Below are 20,607 nucleotides of genomic sequence, written 5' to 3' on the forward strand. Positions count from 1 at the left end.
AGAGGTATGTCTACGCAGGAACCCGTGGTCCTCGGTCAGCCGACCGTCGGCGAAGAAGAACTCGCCGCCGTGGCGGAGGTGTTCCGGTCCGGCTGGCTGGCCGGTGCCGGCCCCGCGTGCCGCCGTTTCGAGGAACGCTTCGCGAAGACCGTCGGCACCGCGCACGCCCTGACCACCAGCAACTGTGGCTCGGCACTCTTCCTCGGGCTGCGTGTGCTCGGTGTGAAGCCGGGCGACGAGGTCATCGTCGGCGACTACACGTTCCCCGCCACCGGCCACGCCGTGCTCCAGGCCGGCGCGACCCCGGTGTTCGCGGACATCCGCCCCGACGTGTGGAGCGCCGACCCGGCGTCCATCGAAGCCCTGATCACCCCGCGCACGGTCGGCATCCTCGCCGTCGACGTCGCCGGGCAGCCCGGTGACTTCGACGAGTACCGCGCGATCGCCGACAAGCACGGCCTGTGGCTGTTCGAGGACGCCGCCTGCGCCGCGGGCGCGACGTACAAGACCCGCCCGGCAGGCAGCCTCGCCGACCTGGCCGCGTTCTCCTTCCACGGCCGCAAGGGAATCACCGCGGGCGAAGGCGGCGCGCTGGTCTCGGACCGCGAAGACCTCATCGCGCACGCGCGCAAGCTGCACACCTACGGCATCGAGCCCGCCATCACCCGGGAGGGTTCCGGTGCGCTGCCGATCCCGGAGTTCCACGAGCTGGGCTACAACTTCCGGCTCTCGGACGTGCAGGCCGCGATCATGAACGTGCAGCTGGACCGCCTCCCGGATCTGCTCTCGGCCCGCCGTTCGGTGGCCAAGCGCTACCACGAGGCGTTCGAGAATCTGCCCGGTCTCGACGTCCCGGTGGAACTGCCGGACCGCGAGCACCCGTGGCAGGCCTACATCCTCACCGTGGCCCCGGAGATCGACCGCGACGCGCTCGCGCTGCGGATCCGCGAGCAGGGCGTGCAGTGCAACTTCGGCACGTACGCCTCGCACCTCCAGCCCATCTACGGCAAGAAGCAGACCTTGCCGGTTTCGGCGGACCTCTTCGCCCGTCATCTCGCCATCCCGATGCACGCCAACCTCACCGATGCCCAGGTCGACCGGGTCATCGGGACCGTCAGCGCCGCACTGCCGAGCTAGGAGAGAAATGCCCGACAAGAAGGTCCTCTTCACCGGGGGCGGCGGTTTCATCGCCGCGCACGTCATCCCGATGCTGATCGAGGGCGGCTACACCGTCCGCGTCTTCGACAACATGACCCGCGGCGACCGCGCCCGGATCAACGAGTTCGTCGCCACCGGCAAGGTCGAACTGGTCGAGAAGGACGTCCGGTACGGCGGCGCCGTGCGCGAGGCCATGCGCGGCTGCACGCACGTCATCCACTTCGCCACCGTGTCGATCAACAAGTCGGTCGCGGACCCGCACGAGTCCATCGACATCAACATGGTCGGCAACCACAACGTCTTCGCCGCCGCGGCGGACGAGGGTGTCGAGCGGCTGGTGTTCGCCTCGACCGCGTCCGTCTACGGCGACCCGAAGCGGCTGCCGATGCACGAGGACGACGAGCTCAAGCCGCTCACGCCGTACTGCATCTCGAAGCGCGCGGGCGAGGACATGCTCGGCTTCTACGAGCGCACCAAGGGCCTGTCCTGGAACGCGCTGCGCTTCTTCAACGTGTACGGCCCCGGCCAGAAGATCGAGGCCTACTACACGTCGGTGATCAACCACTTCATCCAGCGCCTGCGCGCCGGCCAGCCGCCGATCATCGACGGCCGCGGCGACCAGTCGATGGACTTCGTGCACGTCACGGACCTGGCCCGCGCCGTCGTCGCGGCGCTGGAGTCGGAGAAGGCGAACCTGCCGATCAACATCGGCACCGGGATCGACACCTCCATCGCGACGCTGGCGAAGATCCTCATCGACGCCGTCGGCGTCAACGTCGAGCCGCTGTTCAACGAGCGCGACGTGCTGGTCTCGCGCCGCGCCGCCGACATCACCCGTGCCCGCGAGGTCCTCGGCTGGGAGCCGAAGATCTCCGTGGAAGAGGGCATGTACGAACTGGTGAAGGCCTCGGAGTGAGTGCCGGGCCGGGGGAGAGCCGCCCCATGCGTATCGCGGTCGTGAACAACTTCTTCCCGCCGCGGGTGGGTGGAAGCGCGCACATGGCGGCGTCCCTGGCTGAGCAGTACGCGGCGCGCGGGCACGAGGTGCTCGCGATCACCGCCGCGTACGCCGACGCCCCGGCCGACGAGACGAAGGACGGCTACCGCGTCGTCCGCCTGCCCGCGGTGAAGATGCCGCAGCTGGGCCTGTCGATCGACTTCGACATGAGCTTCGCCTCGCTGCGGCCGGGGAACTGGCGGCGGCTGTGGAAACTGCTGGACGAGTTCAAGCCGGACGCCGTCCACCTGCACGGGCAGTTCTTCGACCTGTCGTGGCTGGCCGGGCTGTACGCGCGGCGGCACAAGCTGCCGATGCTGCTGACCATCCACACGCTGCTGATCAGCGACAACAAGCTGTACGGCGGGGTCTTCCGGTTCCTGGACAAGGTGCTGGTGAACCCGATCCTGCGCTACCTCAAGCCGCGCTACGTCATCCTCGACAAACTCGGGGTCGACTACTGCGTCGAGCGCTACGGCACGAGCGACGCGAACTCGGACTACTTCCCGATCGCCGTCGACACGGGGAACTTCGAGAAGCCGCTGACCCTCGACGTCCGGGCGGAGCACGGACTCGGCGACGGTCCGGTGATCGTCTCGCTCGGCCACGTGATCCCCCTGCGCAACCGGCTCCCGCTGGTCGAGGCGCTGCCGTCCATTTTGGACAAGCACCCCGGGGTGAAGGTGGTCGTCGTCGGCCGCGTCTACCACGACGTCTTCCTGAAGCGGGCGGAAGAATTGGGCGTCGCGGACGCCATCATCGTGACCGGCGCCGTGCCGAAGGCCGACGTCCCCGCGTACTTCGCCGCCGCCGACATCGTCACGCACGACCTCAACGGCGGCTGTGGCACCGCGTCGCTGGAGGCGATGCTCTCGGGCACCGCGACCATCGCGTCGGTCACGGAGGACAACTACCCGGGCATCGAACTGCGCAACGGCGAGAACATCCTGCTGGTGCGGCCGGACGACAGCGAGGCGGTGGCGAACACCGTCATCGAACTGCTCGACGACCCCGAGAAGCGGGCTTTGGTGGCACAGCGGGAAAGCGCGATGGTGCGGGCCAACTTCGGCCTCGACGTCGTCGCCGAGGAACACCTGCGTACCTTCGAGAAACTGGTGACCGAGGCCGATGTTCTTCGATGACGAGCGCAGCAACCGCCTGCGCCCGCAGATCCTGACCGAACTCGTCTCGCAGTACATGAACGACGCCGAGCGTGCGAAGTTCTACGGGCTGCCGGAGTCGACGAGGGTCCGCGAACGGGTCAAGATCATCAGCCCGGAGAACCTGAAGATCGGCGAACACTGCTGGATCGGCGAAGGCGCCGCGCTCGACGCGAGTGGCGGGCTGGAGATCGGCGAGCACACCAGCATCGGGCTCAACACGCTGATCTTCACGCATTCCAGCTGGCTCGCGAACATGACGCTGCAGAACCACTCCGGCAGCGACCTCATCGAGCGCAAACCCGTGAAAATCGGCAAAGGTTGCTTCATCGGCGGCCTCGTGGTGATCATGGCAGGCGTCACGATCGGCGATTTCGCCACCGTGCAGCCGAATTCCGTGGTCGCCAAGGACGTCCCGCCGCGCACACTGGTCGCGGGCAACCCCGCGCGCGTGTTCCAGAAGTACGACGACGAGTACATCCAGTCCGAAGTGGAGCGGGTGCGCGCCGAGAACGCGCGGCGGCGGGAGCTGGCGGAGGAGCGCGGGGACGCTCCGGGGGCTTGGGGCGCTCCGGCAGGCGACTTCACGGAGTAGTCCGGCGCGCGCTCCGGCGACCACGTCGCGAAAGCCACTTTCGCGACGTCTGATGTCCCGAAAGTGGCTTTCGCGACACGCCGCTGCGAGTCCGCAAGAGTGCGGCCGCCCATCACTGGGCCGAGTGGTGAATTCTCACTCGAGTCCGCACTACGCTCGGCACCGATGACTCAGGTGACCCTCGACGAGTGGGCGGCCATGCCCCGGAATCGCGCCGAAGTGGCCGGTGGCGTCCTGGTCGCGGCGCCATTCCTGGACACCCGGCACCAACTGGCGGTCACGCGGCTCGCGTACTGGCTGGACGAGCGCCTTCCGGATCTGGTCGCCCTCGCCGGAGTCGAACTGCTGCTCGCCGAAGAACCGTTGAGTATTCGAGTGCCGGACGTCCTCGTCACGAGCTCGACCGAGCTGAACGTCCGCAGGTCGTCGCCGGAGGACGTGCGGCTTGTCATCGAGGTGCTGTCCGAGGGCACCGTCCGCACCGACCGCGTCACCAAGTTCTCGGAATACGCCGAAGTCGGTATCGAGCACTACTGGATCGTCGACCTCGAAGAACCGGCGAGTATGACCACCTACCGCCTGATCGACGGCGAGTACGAGAACTTCGGCGAGCACACCGGCAAGGTGAGCCTCGACTTCGACGGCACTCCGCTCGAACTTGACCTCGACGCGCTGACCACCCGCCACGCGCAGCGCCCTTGAATGGCTCGTGAGTGGTAAGGACGGCTAGAACCACGTTCGCACCGCAGGCGCCAGCGGTCGTGGGTATGTCGTGAAGGGCACCTTAGAGACGATCAACGTCTCAAAGGTGCCCTTGACGACATAAGGGCTCGACAGCCGGAACCAACGCCCGTCCCACGCCCGGCTACTAGGCTCGACGGGGAGTCCCCGGGTGAGAAGGGTGTCAGATGAGGTTCAAACGGTTCGGCGCGTCGCTGCTGGTCACCGGGTTGGCCCTGCTGGGCGCCGCGTCCCCGGCACTGGCCCACTCGGAGCTGAAGAGCAGTGACCCGGCGAGGGGCGCTTCGCTGGCGACGCCGCCGACGCAGATCAAGCTGACCTTCTCGGGCCCGGTCACCCTGGCCGACGACAACCCGATCCAGATCACCGGCCCCGAGAACGCGTCGTGGACGGTCGGCCGGGCGGAGGTCGCCGGATCGGTCGTCACGGCGCCGGTCAAGGCCGTCGGGCCCGCGGGGGAGTACACCCTCCGCTACAAGGTGACCTTCGAGGACACGCACGCCGCGAGCGGCTCGGTGAAGTTCAACCTCAGCGCACCCGCACCCGCGGCCTCCCCGAGCCCGTCGAGCAGCCAAGCCCCGGCTCCGGCGAGCAGCAGCGGCGCGGCGACCCCGGCACCGCAGGCCGCCGTGACCACTCCCGAGGACCTGGTGCCGACCTGGGTGTGGATCGTTCTCGCGATCGCGGCGGTCGCGGCCGGTGTCGTCGTCGCGCTCCGGTTCACTCGCCGGAAGAACTGAGAACGACAGCGGCCGAGGCAACCTTTCAGGTGGTCAACCGTCGAACGGAGATGAGGACCAGGGTGGCTCGCGGCGATGACGAGTTCGTCGAGTTCGTGCGGAACTCGGCGACTCGTCTCCAGCATGCGGCCTACCTGCTCACCAGCGACCGTCATCAGGCCGAGGACGCCACCCAGACGGCGCTCGCCAAGACGTACGCGGCCTGGTCGCGCGTACGCCGCAAGGACGCGTACGCCTACGCGCGGCAGGTCCTGGTCAACCACGTCATCGACGGCTGGCGGCGGCCGATCCGCGAGAACGCCACGGAGGACATCCCCGAGCAGCCGAGCGGCATGGACGTCGCCGGTGCCGTCGTCGAGCGGAAATGGCTGCTTGACGCGTTACGTTCGCTCACAGACCGGGAAAGGGCCGTCGTGGTGCTCAGGCACTTCTTCGATTTGAAGGAATCCGACGTGGCCGGCGAACTGGGTGTCTCCATCGGCACCGTGAAGAGCACCAATTCCCGCGCCCTGAGCAAGCTGCGGATCACCGCGGAGGACGGCACGGAACTGATCGGAGGGCTGGGCCGATGACCGACCTCGAAACGCTGCGTTCGGCCTTGCGGGAACCGCCCGCCGAAGGGTTCGCCGAGCCCGACCTCGACGCGATCATGACCAAGGGCAGGCGTATCCGCCGTCGTCGCCGTCTCGCGACCGGCGGGGGCGGGATCGCGGCCGCCGTGGTGACGGTGCTGGTCATCGTCGGCGCGGTCGCGCTCAAGGAACCGGCTCAGCGCCCGCTTCCGCCCGCCGCGAGCGCGCCTGCCGTGAGCGCGCCGGTCGCGAGCTCGCCCGTTCCGCCGCAGCCCGCCCCGGCGAGCCCGACGATCACCGCGGCTCCGGCGGACCGGCCTTTCGGTGAGCCGATCCCGCTCGGGGTCAAGGGCGAAGGCGGCCGCGAACTCGTGCTCTACGCCTTCGCGATCGAAGAGCCGCAGATGCCGGATGTCAGCTTCGGTCTCCAGGTCGCGTACCGAAGCCAGTCGGGTGAGTACGACGCGCTCCTGGCCAGCAACGAGTTCAAGGGATCCGATCGGTCGTTCGGCTTCCACGCGGTGGACGGCGGCGACGTGATCCGGGGGACGTTCGTACCCGTGTTCGGCTACTTCGCCGGGCCGGCGGCACGGATCACCAGCACCGTCCGCGGGAAGCCGGTCGAGGCCAAGGCGATTCCCTGGAGCGAGGATCCCTCGGTCGTCATCTTCTGGTTCGACGGCGCCCAGGTGGAGTCGGCCGGAGTACTGACCCCCCTCGTCGCGTACGACGCGAAGGGCCAGCGCCTCACCAAATAACGCGAAATGCGAGAGATCAGGCCGCGGCCTGCGTCAGCACCTGGTCGACGACGGCGTGCGACGGCAGGATCAGGTCCCGCTCGGTGCCGGCGTCGATCTTGCCTTCGAGCAGGTCGACGAAGCGGTCCAGCTGCGTCGCGAGCGGCTCGCGCGCGGTCACCAGCTCCGGGATTTCGATGACGGTCTGCTGGCGGTAGCCGAGGCCGTCCTCGGTGACCGAGTCATGCGACACGTGCCGGTAGATGGTGACGTCGCGGCGGAGCAGGTCGATCTCGATCATGCGGTCCAGTTCGGACACCCAGAGCGAGCGGACCTTGCGCTGGCCGAGGCGCGACGCGGAAACCGTGGCGAGCCCGGATTCGAACGACAGCACCGTCTCGATGGTGTCCTCGGCGCCTTCGACCGAGCTCGGGTGGAAGTAGCCCGCGCCGGAGGCGACCCGCTGCGGGGTCGCGCCGCCGAAGAACTGGATCGCCAGGTCGACGTCGTGCACCAGCAGGTCCCACGCGACACCGGTCTTGATCCGCGGCGCGTACGGGCCGTGGCGGCGGGCCATCAGGTGGATCGGCTCGTTGACCAGCGCCCGCGCGGTCATCACGGCCGGGTTGTAGCGCTCCAGGAGCCCGCACATCAGCGGGACGTCCTTCTTCGCCGACAGCCCCACGATCTCCTGGGAGAACGCGAAGCTGTTGCACACCGGCTTCTCGACCAGCATCGGCTTGCCCTGGCCCAGGATCTCCTGCGCCAGCTCGTAATGCGCCTCGGTGGCCGAGGCGAGCACGACGGCGTCCACATCGGACAGAGAGCCGATTTCGGGCGTCCACTGGGTTTCGTACCGATCGGCGACCTTGCGGCCCGCCTCTTCGCGCGGGTCGATCACGCGGACGAGGTCCACACGCTCGTTCGCGGCGAGGACACGGGCGTGCAGCGAACCCATGTTCCCGGTGCCGATGAGGGCGATCTTGTGGGTGCTCATGCGCCGAGTACCTCGCGAACCGTTTCGATGATGGTGTCCAGGTCGGACTCGGAAAGGTGCGGGTGCACCGGCAGGGAAAGCGCCTGCGCGGCGACGGAAGCGGCCACCGGGAAGTCCTCGACCTTCGCGTCGGGGATCAGCGGGTTGTTCCGGTAGCAGTCGTAGTCGAAGACGATCTTCGGGTAGTAGATCCCGTTGCCGATGCCGCGTTCGGTGAGCGCGGCGGCGAGTTCGTCACGCGAGAGGAAGGCGTGCGGGCCGACCAGCACGGTGTACTGGTGCCACACGTGCTCGCGGCCCGGCAGGACCTGGGGGAGGTCGAGGCCGGGGGTGCCGGCGAGGCCTTCGGTGAGGCGCTTCGCGTTGGCCTGGCGGGCGGCGGTGAGCTGGTCCAGCTTCTCCAACTGCGGGATGCCGACGGCGGCGTGCAGGTCGGTCATCCGGTAGTTGTGCCCGGCGACCTCGTACTGGTACCGGGCGCGCATGCCCTGGTTGCGCAGCACCCGCAGGCTGTCGGCCAGCTTGTCGTCGTCCGTGGTGATTACGCCGCCCTCGGCGGTGGTCACGTTCTTGGTGGCGTACAAGGAGAAGCAGCCGATCCCGAACGAGCCCGACGGCTTGCCCTGGAACGACGCGCCGACGGCCTGCGCCGAGTCCTCGATGACCTTGAGACCGTGCTCGGCGGCCAGCGGCGCGAGCTTGCCCATGTCCGCGGTCTGCCCGTAGAGGTGCACCGGCATGAGGACCTTGGTGCGGTCGGTGATCGCGGCGGCCACGGCGTCCGGGTCGATCGCGAAGTCGTCGCGCCGGATGTCGGCGAAGCGGACGGTCGCGCCGGCTTCCAGGATCGCGTTCAGCGTCGCCACGAAGGTGAACGGCGAGGTGACGACCTCGTCGCCCGGCTTGAGGTCGAGCGCCTGGATGGCGGCGACCAGCGCGGTGGTGCCGTTGTTGACGGCGATCGCGTGCTTCGTGCCGGAAACGCTCGCGAACGCGTCCTCGAAGCGCTTGACCATCGGTCCCTGTGCGATGGCGCCGGATCGCAGCACCTCGACGACGAGGTCCTCCGCGTCGCGGACGTCGACCACGGTAATGGGGATCATCTGCAAGTCTCTCTCGACTGGGCGTTCTGGTGCGTCCGGTACAGTGAGCCGCCGGTTCTGCGTCCGGCCGCCCTCTCTGGCGCGGGCCACACGTTACCGGGACCGCCGAAGCGCCCATTACCCCAGGCTGCCTCCCAGCCACAACGAACGGATCTCACGTGGTGAACCGCATCCACCCGACAGCAGTCATCGGCGAGGGTGTCGAGCTCGGTGAAGACAACGTCATCGGACCGTTCACCGTCATCGTGGGCCCCACGCGGATCGGCGACGGCAACTGGATCGGCCCGCACGTGACCATCGGAACCCCGGGCGAGGACCGCGGCCGCGAGCACCCGGCCGCCTGGGAGGCCGCGCCGACCGGTGATCCCGATCACGACGGCCACGGCGTCGTCATCGGCAGCCGGAACCGGATCCGCGAGTACGTCAGCGTCCACCAGGGCACCTGGCGCACCACCACCATCGGCGACGGCGGCTACTTCCTCCGCAGCTCCCACATCGCCCACGACTGCGTCGTCGAGGACGCCGTCACGGTCGCTTCGAACGTCATCACCGGCGGCCACTGCCACATCTGGTCCGGGGCGAACCTGGGCATGGGCGCGATCCTGCACCAGCGGGTCGTCATCGGCCCCGGCGCGATGGTCGGGATGAGCTCCGCGGTCCGCAAGGAGGTGGGCGCGTTCACCATCGCCGTCGGCAACCCCGCGCGGGTGACGGGCGTCAACACCGTGGGGCTGTCCCGCCGCGGCCTGGACGAGGCCGCCATCGAGGCGCTGGGACCGTGGCTGAAGGGTAAGGCCGGTCTCCCTGAGGACGGGCTGGCCGACCGGCTGCCCGGCGACCTCTCTACCTTGGTGAAGGCGTGGGACGCCCGTCCACGCGACGATCATTAGGAGTTCAACGATGGCGGAAGTCGCCGGCAAGCTGCGTGAGGTCTTCGTCGAGGCGCTGGACCTCGACGGCGAGGTCGATGTCGAGAACCTGAAGTACCGCGACATCGAGGCCTGGGACTCGGTCGGTCACATGGCGCTGGTCGCGGCCATCGAGGACGAGTTCGACGTGGAGTTCGACACCGATCAGGTGATCGACATGTCCAGCTTCAAGGTCGCCGTCGACATGGTGACCGACCTCCAGTCCAAGTGATGCTGGACGGGAAGGTCGCCCTGGTCACCGGCGGGACCCGGGGGATCGGGCTGGCCACCGCGCGGGCGCTCGCCGAGGCGGGCGCCACCGTGGTGCTGACCGGCCGCGACGAGGCGAAGGCCAAGGAAGCGGCGGCCGCGGCGGGGGCCGCGAGCGGGCTCGCCCTGGACGTCACCGACGCCAAGGCCGTGTCGACGCTGGTCCGCGGGGTGGCCAAGGAGCACGGCAAGCTCGACATCGTGGTCGCCAACGCCGGGATCATGGAGGACGCGCTCCTCGGCATGATCCGCGAGGAACTGGTCGACACCACGCTGAGCACGAACGTCGCCGGCACGCTGCACACCGTCCAGGCCGCGGCGCGGGCGATGATGCGGAAGAAGACCGGCGCCATCGTGGTGCTGGCCTCGATCGTCGGCGAGCACGGAAGTGCTGGTCAGACGGTGTACGCGGCCTCGAAGGCGGCGGTGGCGAACATCGCGCGTTCGGCCGCGAAGGAGCTCGGCCGCTCCGGGATCCGGGTCAACGCGGTGGCGCCCGGCGTCATCGACACCGACCTGACCTCGGGCCTGACCGAGGACGCCAAGGCCGAGAACATCGGCAAGACCCCGCTCGGGCGGCTCGGCACGCCCGAAGACGTGGCGAACGCGATCCGGTTCCTCGTCAGTGACGACGCTTCGTTCATCACCGGGCAGGTGCTGGGCATCGACGGAGGCTTGGTTCTCTAATGACCCTTCTGGGTGTGGGTGCGCGACTGATCGACGTCACGAGCGGCAGGACGCTCGAGGGCGAGGAACTCGACACCGAGGTCACCCGCGTGGGTGCCGCGTTGTCGCTGCTGCCGCCGGGCGCGCTGTTCGCGCGGATGTCGGTGGACCTCTCCAGCGTCCTGAACTACCTCGGCGCGTTCGAGGCGGGCCGCGCGATCGCGTTGATCGACCCGGCGCTGGACGCCGACGTCCTGGCGGGGCTCATCGAGCGGTTCCGCCCGGCCGCCGTGCTGTCCGCGCCGGACGCGCCCGCCCCCGAGGGCTACGGCGTTTCCGACGGACACTGGGTCCGGAAGTCCGCCGAAGGTGTCGAGCCGCATCCGCATCTCGCGATCCTGCTGCCGACCAGCGGTTCCACCGGCAACCCGAAGCTGGTCCGGCTTTCGCGGGGCGCGGTGTTCGCCAACGCCGACGCGATCGCCGAGGTGCTCGGCATCGACCGTCACGAGGTCGCGCCGACCAGTCTCCCGCTGCACTACAGCTACGGCCTGTCCGTGCTGAACTCGCACCTCGTCCGCGGCGCGACCGTGGTCATCGAGCCCTCGGGCGTGCTGGGGCGTGGGTTCTGGGACGCGGTCAACGAGCACAAGGTCACCTCGCTCGCGGGCGTCCCGTACCACTACGAGATGCTGCGCCGCCTGAAGTTCGACCCGGCGAAGTACCCGACGCTGCGCACGCTCACCCAGGCGGGCGGGAAGCTCCGCGACGACCTGGTCGCCCAGTTCAACGACAAGATCCGCGAGGTCGGCGGGCGGATGTTCGTCATGTACGGGCAGACCGAGGCCGCCCCGCGGATGACCACCGTCCCGGCCGAACGACTCGCCGAGAAGCTCGGTTCGGCCGGGCCCGCGCTGCCCGGCGGCTCCTTCGCGATCCGGCGGGAGGACGGTTCCGAGACCACGCATCCGAAGATCGTCGGCGAGGTCGTCTACCGCGGGCCCAACGTGATGATGGGCTACGCCGAGGACGAAGCGGGGCTGGCCGCGGGCGACGAATACGGCGGCGTACTCGCCACCGGCGACCTGGGTTACCTCGACGAAGACGGGTTCCTCTACATCACCGGACGCCTCAAGCGGATCGGCAAGGTCTTCGGCAACCGCGTCAGCCTGGATGATCTCGAGCACGCCGTGCGTTCGGCATCGGTGGGGATCGACGTCGTGGCCGCCGTCCCGGCCGGGGACAAGGTCGTCCTGTTCGCCGAAGGCGCCGACAAGGACATCTGCAAGGACGCCGCGAAGGCGCTGTCCGAGCGGCTGCACCTGCACACGAGCGGGTTCGACGTCCGCCCCATCGACACCGTGCCGCTGCTGGCCAGCGGCAAGATCGACTACCGGTCGCTGGAGGCCCAGGTATGAGTGTGTTCACGCTTTCGCAGGCGGAGCGCGAGAAGCACCTGCTTCCGCAGCTCGCCGAACTGACCGCGCACCACCGCGAGAACTCCGAGGGCTATGAGCGCATCCTCTCGTCGCTCGGCATCGCGCGGGACGCGGAGTTCGCGTCCATCGCGGAGCTGCCGTGGCTGCCGGTGCGGATGTTCAAGACGCACGACCTGCGCAGCATCCCCGAGTCCGAGATCTTCAAGACGCTGACGTCGTCGGGCACCACCGGCGCGGGCGCGTCGCGGATCTACCTGGACAAGGCCGCGGCCGGCGCGCAGACCAAACAGCTCGGCGCCACGCTGCAGGAGGTCCTCGGCGGCGAACGGCTGCCGATGCTGATGGTCGACACCATCGGCATCATCAAGAACCGCCGCTCGTTCTCCGCGCGCGGCGCGGGCGTGCTGGGCATGGCGAACTTCGGCCGCAAGCACACCTACGTCCTCGACGAGAACGACCAGCCGGACGTCGAGGCGGTCAAGACGTTCCTGGCGACGTACGGCGACAAGCCGTTCCTGATCTTCGGCTTCACCTTCATGGTGTGGCAGTACCTCTACGAAGTCGCCCGCGAGCACAAGCTGGACCTCTCCAACGGGATCCTGATCCACTCCGGCGGCTGGAAGAAGCTGATCGACCGCGCCGTGGACAACGCCGAGTTCCGCCGTCGCTTCAAAGAGGACACCGGGCTCACCCGCATCCACAACTACTACGGGATGATCGAGCAGATCGGCACCGTGTTCCTCGAAGGACCGTCCGGGAACTCGCTGTACTGCCCCGATTTCGCCGACGTCGTGATCCGGAACCCGGAGACCTGGGAAGAGCAGCCGGTCGGTGAACCCGGCGTGATCGAGGTCGTCAGCACGCTGCCGCACTCGTACCCCGGCCACGTCCTGCTCACCGAGGATCTCGGTGTCTACAACGGAATCGACGACGGTGACTGGCCGGGCAAGCACTTCTCGGTCATGGGCAGGCTGCCCAAGGCCGAGGCCCGCGGCTGCTCGGACACCTTCCAGGGAGCGGCGGCATGAGCCTGAACCAGCGTTTTCCGCTCGGCGACACGATCGAGGTCGACAAGCTCGTCGAGGAGCTGCGGGCCGAGCCCGTCGGTGGACGGCTTCGTGTGGGCGACCCGCGCGTCGTCGAGTTCCTGACGAAGTTCGCGCGCAAGCTGCTCGCCCCCGCGACGGCCCGGCGATTCCCGGAGCTGGCGTCGCTCGGTTTCTTCCTGCGCAAGGGAGAGATCGCCAAGGCACTGTCCACTTTGGAGACTTCCGGCGACGCGCTGCGCTTCCCGCGCGGACTCGTCTTCCACGTGCCGCCTGCCAACGTCGACACGATCTTCGTGTACTCGTGGGCGCTTTCGGCGCTGGCCGGTAACCACAACGTCGTCCGCGTCTCCTCGCGTTCGGCGGGCGCGGCGGAAACGGTGCTGGAGGCGCTGAACGCCGCACTGTCCGAAGTGGACGCCGACACCGCGGCCGCGATCACCGCGACGCAGCGCATGGTCACCTACGACCGCAGCGACGCGATCAGCGGCGCGCTCTCGGTCGCCGCGGATCTGCGCGTGATCTGGGGCGGCGACGCCTCGGTCGCCGCGTTGCGCAAGTACCCGCTCGCCCCGCACGCGCGCGACCTGACCTTCCCGGACCGGTCGTCGTTCGCGGTCGCGTCGGTGCGCGGCTGGCAGAACGCCTCCGAGGCCGAGCGCCGCGGCGCGGCCGAGGGCTTCTACAACGACTCGTACTGGTTCGACCAGGCCGCTTGCTCGTCGCCGCGCGCGGTGTTCTGGGTCGGCGAAGAAGACGGCGCCCGCGAAGCCGGACAGGAGTTCCGGAAGCTGCTCGCCGAGGTGCTGGTGACGAAACAGCACGTCACCGAGCCCGCCATGGCCGTGCAGAAGCGGGTTTCGGCGTACGGCGCGGCCGTCGACGGGCTCGTGAACGGCATCGAGTTCCAGGGCAACGGCATCGCGACCCTCGAACTGGCCGACCCCGCGATCCTCCCGCGCGAATGGCTCGGCGCGGGCACTTTCGCCAACGCGCGCGTCGACACGCTTTCCGACCTCGTCCCGATCGTGCTCCGCAAAGATCAAACCGTCGGTCAATTCGGCTTCACCAAAGAAGAATTGACGGAATTCGTGACGGAATTGGCGGGTCGCGGCGTCGACCGTGTCGTTCCGTTCGGGTCGGCCCTGACGTTCTCCGCGATTTGGGACGGTTACGATCTGCTGACCGAGTTCAGCCGCTTGGTGACCGTACAGGCCTGACCTGCGGTGACGAGGTAGCAGCAGAGGAGGTTCAGTGACGACCGTCGAAACGCCCGAAGAGGACACTTCGGTTTCCGTAAAGCAACCGAAATCCACGAAGGCGAAGATCCTCGACGTCGTCCGCTGGGTCGCCATCCTGCTGGTCGTCGGTTTCGCGGCGAAGACCCTGGTCGCCAATTGGGGTGAATTCTGGCGGACCCTGTCCGAGGTCGCGTGGGAATCCTCCACGTTGAGCCTGCTCGCGCTCATCGCCGCGATCATGGTGTCGACCTACGGCTGGCAGGTCATGGTCGACGACCTCGGCAAGCCGATCGGCTACGCCCGCGGCGCGCAGATCTGCCTCGTCGGCTCGCTCGGCAAGTACGTGCCGGGTTCGGTGTGGGCATATCTGCTGCAGATGGAGCTTGGCCGCAAGGCCGGGCTCGCCAGGGCCCGGATCTTCACCGGCTCGCTGATCCAGCTCGGTGTCGGCGTGGTGTCCGCGCTGGTCGTCTCGTTGCTCGCGGCCCCCGCGGTGTTCAGCAACAGCCCGCGGGCGCTGTGGCTGTTCGTGCTGATCCCGGTCGGCCTGGCGATGCTGCACCCCCGCGTGCTCACCTGGGGCACGTCGCTGGTGCTGCGAATCCTGCGCCGCCCGCCGCTGGACCACCGGCTGAGCTGGTCGGTCGTCGGGAAGGTCTTCGGCTCGTCGACCGCCGCGTGGGCGCTTCAGGGCGTGCACCTGTGGCTGCTGGCGAACTCCGTCGGCGCGCCCGGGTTCAGCGGATTCGTGCTGTGCGTCGGCGCGATGGCCGTCGCGATGACCGTCGGGACGTTCGCGTTCATCCTGCCCAGCGGCGTCGGCGTCCGCGAGGTCGCGCAGGTCGCCGTGCTGACCGCCTCGGGTCTCACCGTCGTCCAGGCGACGGCGTTCGCCATCGCCTCACGGGTGATGTTCACCGTCGCGGACCTGATCACCGCCGGTGGCGCCGCCCTCTCGGCCCGCCTCGTCACCCGCAATTAGTCGACTAATTGCGAGGGGTCAGCCGGTAGATGACGGCATCGGCGTTGCGGTACACCTCGGTCACGAAGTTCAGCCCCTCCAGATCGCGAAGCCCGGGCTGGCGCTGGGCACCCGTCGGGTAGCCGTACTGCCCGAGGATCACCCACCGCACGTTCAGCCGCGCCACCGCCGCCCGCACCTCGGGGTTCGACGGGTACTCGCGGAAGTGCCACTCCAGCAGCCCCACGTCCGGCGGCGGCAGCGTCTCGTCGAAATGCCCTGAAGTCGTGCGGACGCCGGAGAGCGCGTAGGTCCACACCGTCCCGTCCAGCCGGTCGTTGAGCACGCGCTCGCCGGGTTTCACGAACTCGGCGAGCTTCTCCATCGCGACGACCTCGTCCGGGCTCACCGGCAGCTTGTGCGGGTTCACGCCGGGCGTGTTCGCGTAGCCGGGCGCGACCTTCTCCGCGTTGGATCGTGCGTAGAAGCCGTCGCTCAGGAAGGCGAACGCGCCGAACACCACCACCGCGACGGCGAACGCGGGCACCTTCCGGTGCGTCACGCTGTCCCGGAGCCACGCCTGCGTCTCGGCGAGGCCGTGCGCGGCGATGATCGCCAGCGGGATCGCCGCCATCGACATGAACCGGTACGGGTCGTTCCACCACGGCCGGGACAGCGCGAGCACGAGCGGCTGCTCGGACGACGTCACCGCGATGTAGGCGAATCCGGTGATCAACGCCGTCACGCCGATCCAGCGCAGCCCGCCCAGCCGCGAGAAGAAGATGAAGCCCAGCAGCAGCGCGGCCGAAAGCCAGACCTGTGGATACGGCTGGTGGTGCTGGAATCCCAGCAGCGCGCCGAGGGCAGTCGTCGCCCGCCATTCGACCGGCCAGCTGCGGTAGGGCACCTCGCCGTTCGCGAGCCCGATCGCGCCGAACAGCTGCAACCACGCCACGACGATCGCGATGACCGCGACGATCGCCAGCGCACGCAGGTCCCGGCCGATCCGCCGCCACCGTTCGCCCGGCGCGACCCAGCGCTGCAACAGGAGCGGCCCGGCGAACAGGATCGAGCCGAACAACGCGGACGAGTGCACGCAAAGCAGCCCGAGAGCGGCGGCCAGCAGCACGAAACCGGTGTCGGGCGCGGGCCGGTCGAGGTAGCGCTTCACCGCGACGGCGGCAAGCGGGGTCAGCGCGAGGCCGAGCAGGAACGGGAGCAAAGGTCCCCTGCTCATCGATTCGTACAGGCCCATCACCGGCGCGATGGAGACGAGGGCGACGGCGCCCGCGAACACCGCCCGCCCCCGGAACACGCGCACCATCGTGACCAGCGACAACGCCAGCAACGCGGGCAGCAGCGCGGTGTTCACGTCCAGCGTCAGCGGGATGGTCGCCGGGCTGAGCAGGTACACCACGGACGCGAGCAGGTGGTACGCGTTGGGATAGAACACCGGCGCCGCGCCGCCGTACCAGTTGACCTCGCCGGTGCCGAACAGGCCGCCGTCCCCGGTTTCGGCGATCTGCCGGACACCGTTGGCGTGATAGACGGCGTCGAACCCCTGCGGGATGGCGTCCAGCCTGCCCATCCCGCGCACCACCGCGTACATCCCGACGGCGGCCGCGAGCAGCAGGCACGCCCCGACGGCGAGATGCCCGGAGCGTCCCCACAGCGGCTCCTCGGGCGCGGGCGGCCATCGGCGCAGGGTGAGCCGCCGCAGACCGAACGCCACTCCGGCGAACAAGGCCGTCGCCACCGCGTAAGTCACGGGGTTGAACGGGAGCCCGAGAGCGGCCGCCCACGGCCCGGCGAGGCCGCCGATGGCGTAACTCAGCAACGGCGTCATCCCCGCGAGCACCCAGCCACGCAGGCCGGCTGCGAGCCCGGTGAGCAGACCGGGGAGACCGATGATGAGCAGCGCGACGCACAGCGTGACGACGTCGGCCGCCAGGGAGGTTTGGGTGGGCACGGCTACCTCGGGTGGGGAATCCGCACGGAACCCCCGAGGTGCGGAACGGAATGGGAATCCAGATTAACCGCCGGGGACCGTTACCCGAAGGAGTCACATCCCGCCAGGCAAAAGGGCGGAACGTTGCCTACTTTGTGCACACTTGCTGGCCCATTCGTGTCAATTGACTCCGCCGAAAGAAACGCACCGGCGCGGTGATCGATACTTGACCGTAGTCTTCGAACAGGGAGTGGTTCGGCCCGGGAGGGTGGGGATCAGGTGGTGATCGCGCTTGTCGTCGCCTGGTTCCTGGTCGCGATCTTCGTACTGGTGGCCTGGCCGAAGATCGGCGCCGACAAGGCCTGGCGCGCCTGCGCACTGCTGCTGACCCTCGTTTTCTCGCTGGTGCACCAGCTGATGTTTTCGACCATCGCGGAGGACGCGTACATCACTTTCCGTTACGCCCAGAACATCGCCGACGGCAACGGTCCGGTGTTCAACCCCGGCGAGCGGATCGAGGGTTACGCGAATTTTCTCTGGATGATCGTGATCGCGTTGCCGAAGGCCGCTTTCGGGGCCGACATCGAGACGTCCGCGATCGTGCTCGGCGTCCTCGCCACGCTCGGCGCGGTCCTGCTCGCCCACGTGACGGTGAACCGCGTGGTCGCGCGGGCCGCCGGTGAGGCGCGCCCGGCCTATGGCGTGGCCGCCGCGGTGTTGGTCGCGGGCGCGGGCGGGCTCGCCGCGTACGGCGGATCCGGCACCGAGACGCCGTTGTTCGTGCTGCTCGTGTTCGGTGTCTTCGCAGCACTCGCGGCCCGTCGGCCGGTGGTCGCGGGGGTGCTCGTCGCCTTCGCGACGATGACGCGCCCGGCGGGGTTCCTGCTCGCGGTGCTGGTCGGGATCTGGCTGGTCGTCGCGGCCCTGCGCGGCCGCTACACCTGGTGGTCACCGGTGGGCTGGCTGCTCGGCGGGCTCGTCTTCGCGGCGCCGTGGACGGCCTGGCGGGTGACCTACTACGACCACGTCCTGCCGACGTCGGTCGTCATCCCCTTCGACCTCGAGCTGCCCGCCCGGATCGACGCCGGGTGGCGGTATCTGTCGGGTTTCTCGCTGGTCCACCAGGGATTCCTGCTGCTCGGCCTGATCTCGGTGGTGGCCCTGCTGCTGCGCCGCACCGGCCGGACGCCGCACGAAGCCGAAGCCAGGTCGCTGGCCTGGCTGATGCTGGCCACCGCCGTCGCGCTCACCGGTTTCGTGGTCTTCTTCGGCGGCGACGCCGGGCCCGCCTGGCGGCTGCTGGCGCCGATCCCACCGCTGCTGTCGGTGGCGGCCGTGTCGGTCTATGGCGTGCTCGTCGCGGCCGCGAAGCCGAGCCCCCGGCCGCGTCCGCCGGTCCAGCGGCTGATGCCCGCCGCCGCGGTGGCGTTGTCCGGGCTCGCGGTGCTGGTGTCGGTGTTCAGCCCGGAAATGCTGGCCCGCGTGCGCGCCTGGCACGACCACGGCGTTCAGATGGAGGAGATCGGCCGCTGGCTCGACGCCTACCTGCCGCCCGGTTCGGTCGTGAGCACCTCCGCTCCCGGCGTGCTGTCGTATCACGCCGGGACGCAGCTGCAGATCGTCGGCGTCCGGGGCCAGACCGAGGAAACGGGCGAGGCCGTCGTCTCCCGGCGGCATCCGACGATCGCCGTCGTCACCGACAGCGGCTACTCGGCGAAGCAGACCTGCGTGATCGATCCGGCCTACGCGGCCAGGTACCGCGTGGCGACCTTCGCGCGTGAAGGAACCTCGTCGTGGATCACCGTGTTCCCGCGGGCGGACGTCGAGCGGGCGGTCACCTCGGCCCTCGACCGCTCGCCGGATTTCCGCCACGTACCGTGCCCTTCGTGAGTGTCGTTTCCCCCAGCAGACCGGCAGCGCGTGAGACGACCTCGCGCCTGTTCGGGCTCGGTGTGTTCGCCGCCGCGCTCACCGTGCTCCTGGTTCGTTTCCTCGTGCCGCGGCCGATCGCGATGTCCGACAACGGCGACGGTTTCCGCGTGCTGTGCGGCGCGGGCATCCCGTGGAAGGGCAAGCCGGAGGGATTCGTCCACCTCGCCTACACCGTCCCGGCAGGCGAATGCGACGCCACCTATCTCCTGACCCAGAGCTGGTTCGCGCGGATCGCGCGGTCGATCGGCGGGATGCTCGGCCTCGAATCGACGCTCAGCCTGGTCGTCCTTGGCATGCTCACCAGCGTCCTCGCCGCCGCGGCGGTCGCGCTGATCGTCGTCGGGCTGCCGTACTCGCGCCGCGTCCGCGGTTTCGCGGCCGTGGGGCTGCTGCTGGTCGTCGCGGACTCCGCGTTCTTCGGCTACTTCGCCTCCGTGCTCGGCGAAGGTGCCGCCTTCCTCGGTCTTCTGCTCGCCATCGGCGGCTTGCTGCTCGCCGCGCGGCCTGGTTGGTGGCGCTACGCGGGCCTTGCCGTGTTGCTCTTCGGCGGTCTGATCGCGGTCAACGCCAAGGTCCAGACGCTGATGATCCTGCCGTTGCTCGCGCTCGCCGCGCTGCTCGTCCGGCCGGACGGCGTCCGCGGCCTGAAGCGCTGGCTGCCCGTGGTGTTCGTCGTCGGCGCGCTCGCCGGTGGCACGGCCTACGCGCAGCAGACCGTCGAACCTGCGAAGCTGCCCGATGGCTCGCTCGCCGCGCGGCCGGGTGACGATTCGCGTGAGATCAACATGTTCAACACGATCTTCCTGACCATTGTGGACGGTCGGCACGACACCGCGGCCGACCTCGCCGCGCTGGGCCTGCCCGCCTCGTTCGGCCAGTACGCGGGCAACGGCTGGTGGCATCCGAAGCCCGCGACGCAGGACCCCGAGTACCCGAAGTACCGCGAACAGATCAGCAGGCGCAACGTCGTCGAGTACTTCGCGACGCACCCGTGGCGCACCGTCGAGATCCTGGACCGCGCGGCGGGCGATCTGCTCACCGCGCGGCCGCCCTACCTTGGCAGCTTCGACCGGTCGGCGGGTTTCGCCCCGGAAACGCAGGAATACCGCGTCCCGATCGTTTCGACCGCGACGAAACTGCTGGCACCGCTGGGTTTCTTCGCGTTGCTGCCGATATGGGCCCTGATCGCCTGGCGAGGCTGGAAGACGCGGCGCGCCGCGCTGGGTGTCGCGCTGGGCTTCCTGCTCGCCGTCGCCGCCGGGCAGTTCGTGCTGGCCGCGCTGGGCGACGGCCTGGAGAACGTCAAGCACCAGGTGATCGCGCTGTACTGCACGGTGCTCGGCGTCGCACTCGCGCTGGTGACCTTCGCGCGCCCGGAGTGATGTGACCTACGCGA

Annotated in this window: 20 protein-coding genes; 17 read left to right on the forward strand and 3 right to left on the reverse strand. The window is 69.0% G+C overall.

Going from position 1 to position 20,607, the window contains the following annotated elements; translation table 11 throughout:
- The first annotated feature begins 6 nt into the window (after positions 1-6).
- The 8 genes from H4W30_RS39975 (at position 7) to H4W30_RS40010 (ending at position 6,721) form a co-directional block, all read left to right on the forward strand.
- On the forward strand, positions 7-1,137 hold the full coding sequence (locus H4W30_RS39975; RefSeq protein ID WP_192747467.1) for a DegT/DnrJ/EryC1/StrS family aminotransferase: 1,131 nt from the start codon (positions 7-9) through the stop codon (positions 1,135-1,137).
- A gap of 7 nt (positions 1,138-1,144) precedes the next feature.
- On the forward strand, positions 1,145-2,074 hold the full coding sequence (locus H4W30_RS39980; protein WP_192747468.1) for an NAD-dependent epimerase/dehydratase family protein: 930 nt from the start codon (positions 1,145-1,147) through the stop codon (positions 2,072-2,074).
- A gap of 26 nt (positions 2,075-2,100) precedes the next feature.
- Positions 2,101-3,297, forward strand: a complete 1,197-nt coding sequence (locus tag H4W30_RS39985) for a glycosyltransferase family 4 protein (RefSeq protein ID WP_192747469.1) — start codon at positions 2,101-2,103, stop codon at positions 3,295-3,297.
- Positions 3,284-3,910: an acyltransferase gene (locus H4W30_RS39990; RefSeq protein WP_192747470.1), complete on the forward strand. Its 627-nt coding sequence runs from the start codon at positions 3,284-3,286 to the stop codon at positions 3,908-3,910. Before H4W30_RS39985 ends, H4W30_RS39990 begins: the two co-directional genes overlap by 14 nt.
- 165 nt (positions 3,911-4,075) lie before the next feature.
- Positions 4,076-4,612, forward strand: a complete 537-nt coding sequence (locus tag H4W30_RS39995; protein ID WP_192747471.1) for a Uma2 family endonuclease — start codon at positions 4,076-4,078, stop codon at positions 4,610-4,612.
- Between the two features lie 206 nt (positions 4,613-4,818).
- Positions 4,819-5,391 (forward strand): copper resistance CopC family protein, encoded by a 573-nt coding sequence (locus H4W30_RS40000; protein WP_192747472.1) that lies wholly within the window; start codon positions 4,819-4,821, stop codon positions 5,389-5,391.
- 62 nt (positions 5,392-5,453) lie between these two features.
- Positions 5,454-5,963 (forward strand): SigE family RNA polymerase sigma factor, encoded by a 510-nt coding sequence (locus tag H4W30_RS40005; protein ID WP_192747473.1) that lies wholly within the window; start codon positions 5,454-5,456, stop codon positions 5,961-5,963.
- Positions 5,960-6,721, forward strand: a complete 762-nt coding sequence (locus H4W30_RS40010; RefSeq protein ID WP_192747474.1) for a hypothetical protein — start codon at positions 5,960-5,962, stop codon at positions 6,719-6,721. Before H4W30_RS40005 ends, H4W30_RS40010 begins: the two co-directional genes overlap by 4 nt.
- Before the next feature lie 16 nt (positions 6,722-6,737).
- Here the strand turns inward: H4W30_RS40010 and H4W30_RS40015 are convergent, their stop codons facing one another.
- Both H4W30_RS40015 and H4W30_RS40020 read right to left on the reverse strand, forming a co-directional pair.
- Positions 6,738-7,697 (reverse strand): Gfo/Idh/MocA family protein, encoded by a 960-nt coding sequence (locus H4W30_RS40015; protein WP_192747475.1) that lies wholly within the window; start codon positions 7,695-7,697, stop codon positions 6,738-6,740.
- Positions 7,694-8,800 (reverse strand): DegT/DnrJ/EryC1/StrS family aminotransferase, encoded by a 1,107-nt coding sequence (locus H4W30_RS40020; RefSeq protein WP_192747476.1) that lies wholly within the window; start codon positions 8,798-8,800, stop codon positions 7,694-7,696. Before H4W30_RS40020 ends, H4W30_RS40015 begins: the two co-directional genes overlap by 4 nt.
- Positions 8,801-8,958: 158 nt before the next feature.
- Between H4W30_RS40020 and H4W30_RS40025 the strand changes: the two genes are divergently transcribed.
- The 7 genes from H4W30_RS40025 to H4W30_RS40055 are packed head-to-tail and all read left to right on the forward strand — an operon-like array spanning position 8,959 to position 15,352.
- Positions 8,959-9,690: a UDP-N-acetylglucosamine acyltransferase gene (locus H4W30_RS40025; RefSeq protein ID WP_192747477.1), complete on the forward strand. Its 732-nt coding sequence runs from the start codon at positions 8,959-8,961 to the stop codon at positions 9,688-9,690.
- 10 nt (positions 9,691-9,700) lie between these two features.
- Positions 9,701-9,940: an acyl carrier protein gene (locus H4W30_RS40030; protein ID WP_005149592.1), complete on the forward strand. Its 240-nt coding sequence runs from the start codon at positions 9,701-9,703 to the stop codon at positions 9,938-9,940.
- Complete coding sequence (locus tag H4W30_RS40035; RefSeq protein ID WP_020632875.1) at positions 9,940-10,665, forward strand: SDR family NAD(P)-dependent oxidoreductase; 726 nt, start codon at positions 9,940-9,942, stop codon at positions 10,663-10,665. The genes H4W30_RS40030 and H4W30_RS40035 overlap by 1 nt, the downstream gene beginning before the upstream one ends.
- Positions 10,665-12,062 carry an AMP-binding protein gene (locus tag H4W30_RS40040; RefSeq protein ID WP_192747478.1) on the forward strand — a complete coding sequence of 466 codons (1,398 nt, stop codon included), beginning with the start codon at positions 10,665-10,667 and terminating at the stop codon, positions 12,060-12,062. The genes H4W30_RS40035 and H4W30_RS40040 overlap by 1 nt, the downstream gene beginning before the upstream one ends.
- Positions 12,059-13,111 (forward strand): LuxE/PaaK family acyltransferase, encoded by a 1,053-nt coding sequence (locus tag H4W30_RS40045; RefSeq protein ID WP_192747479.1) that lies wholly within the window; start codon positions 12,059-12,061, stop codon positions 13,109-13,111. Before H4W30_RS40040 ends, H4W30_RS40045 begins: the two co-directional genes overlap by 4 nt.
- Positions 13,108-14,349 carry an acyl-CoA reductase gene (locus H4W30_RS40050; RefSeq protein ID WP_192747480.1) on the forward strand — a complete coding sequence of 414 codons (1,242 nt, stop codon included), beginning with the start codon at positions 13,108-13,110 and terminating at the stop codon, positions 14,347-14,349. Before H4W30_RS40045 ends, H4W30_RS40050 begins: the two co-directional genes overlap by 4 nt.
- 34 nt (positions 14,350-14,383) lie before the next feature.
- Positions 14,384-15,352, forward strand: a complete 969-nt coding sequence (locus H4W30_RS40055) for a lysylphosphatidylglycerol synthase transmembrane domain-containing protein (protein ID WP_192747481.1) — start codon at positions 14,384-14,386, stop codon at positions 15,350-15,352.
- Positions 15,353-15,356: 4 nt separating this feature from the next.
- Here the strand turns inward: H4W30_RS40055 and H4W30_RS40060 are convergent, their stop codons facing one another.
- Complete coding sequence (locus H4W30_RS40060) at positions 15,357-17,300, reverse strand: DUF6541 family protein (protein ID WP_192747482.1); 1,944 nt, start codon at positions 17,298-17,300, stop codon at positions 15,357-15,359.
- A 258-nt stretch (positions 17,301-17,558) separates the two neighbouring features.
- Here H4W30_RS40060 and H4W30_RS40065 point away from each other — a divergent pair, with 258 nt between their 5' ends.
- Both H4W30_RS40065 and wsfD read left to right on the forward strand, forming a co-directional pair.
- A complete protein-coding gene (locus tag H4W30_RS40065; RefSeq protein WP_192747483.1) occupies positions 17,559-19,169 on the forward strand; it encodes a hypothetical protein in 1,611 nt (536 codons plus the stop codon).
- Positions 19,166-20,593: a glycan biosynthesis hexose transferase WsfD gene (wsfD, locus tag H4W30_RS40070; RefSeq protein WP_192747484.1), complete on the forward strand. Its 1,428-nt coding sequence runs from the start codon at positions 19,166-19,168 to the stop codon at positions 20,591-20,593. Before H4W30_RS40065 ends, wsfD begins: the two co-directional genes overlap by 4 nt.
- The last annotated feature ends 14 nt before the right edge of the window (positions 20,594-20,607 follow it).

Source organism: Amycolatopsis roodepoortensis (genome assembly GCF_014873915.1).
Lineage (GTDB): Bacteria > Actinomycetota > Actinomycetes > Mycobacteriales > Pseudonocardiaceae > Amycolatopsis > Amycolatopsis roodepoortensis.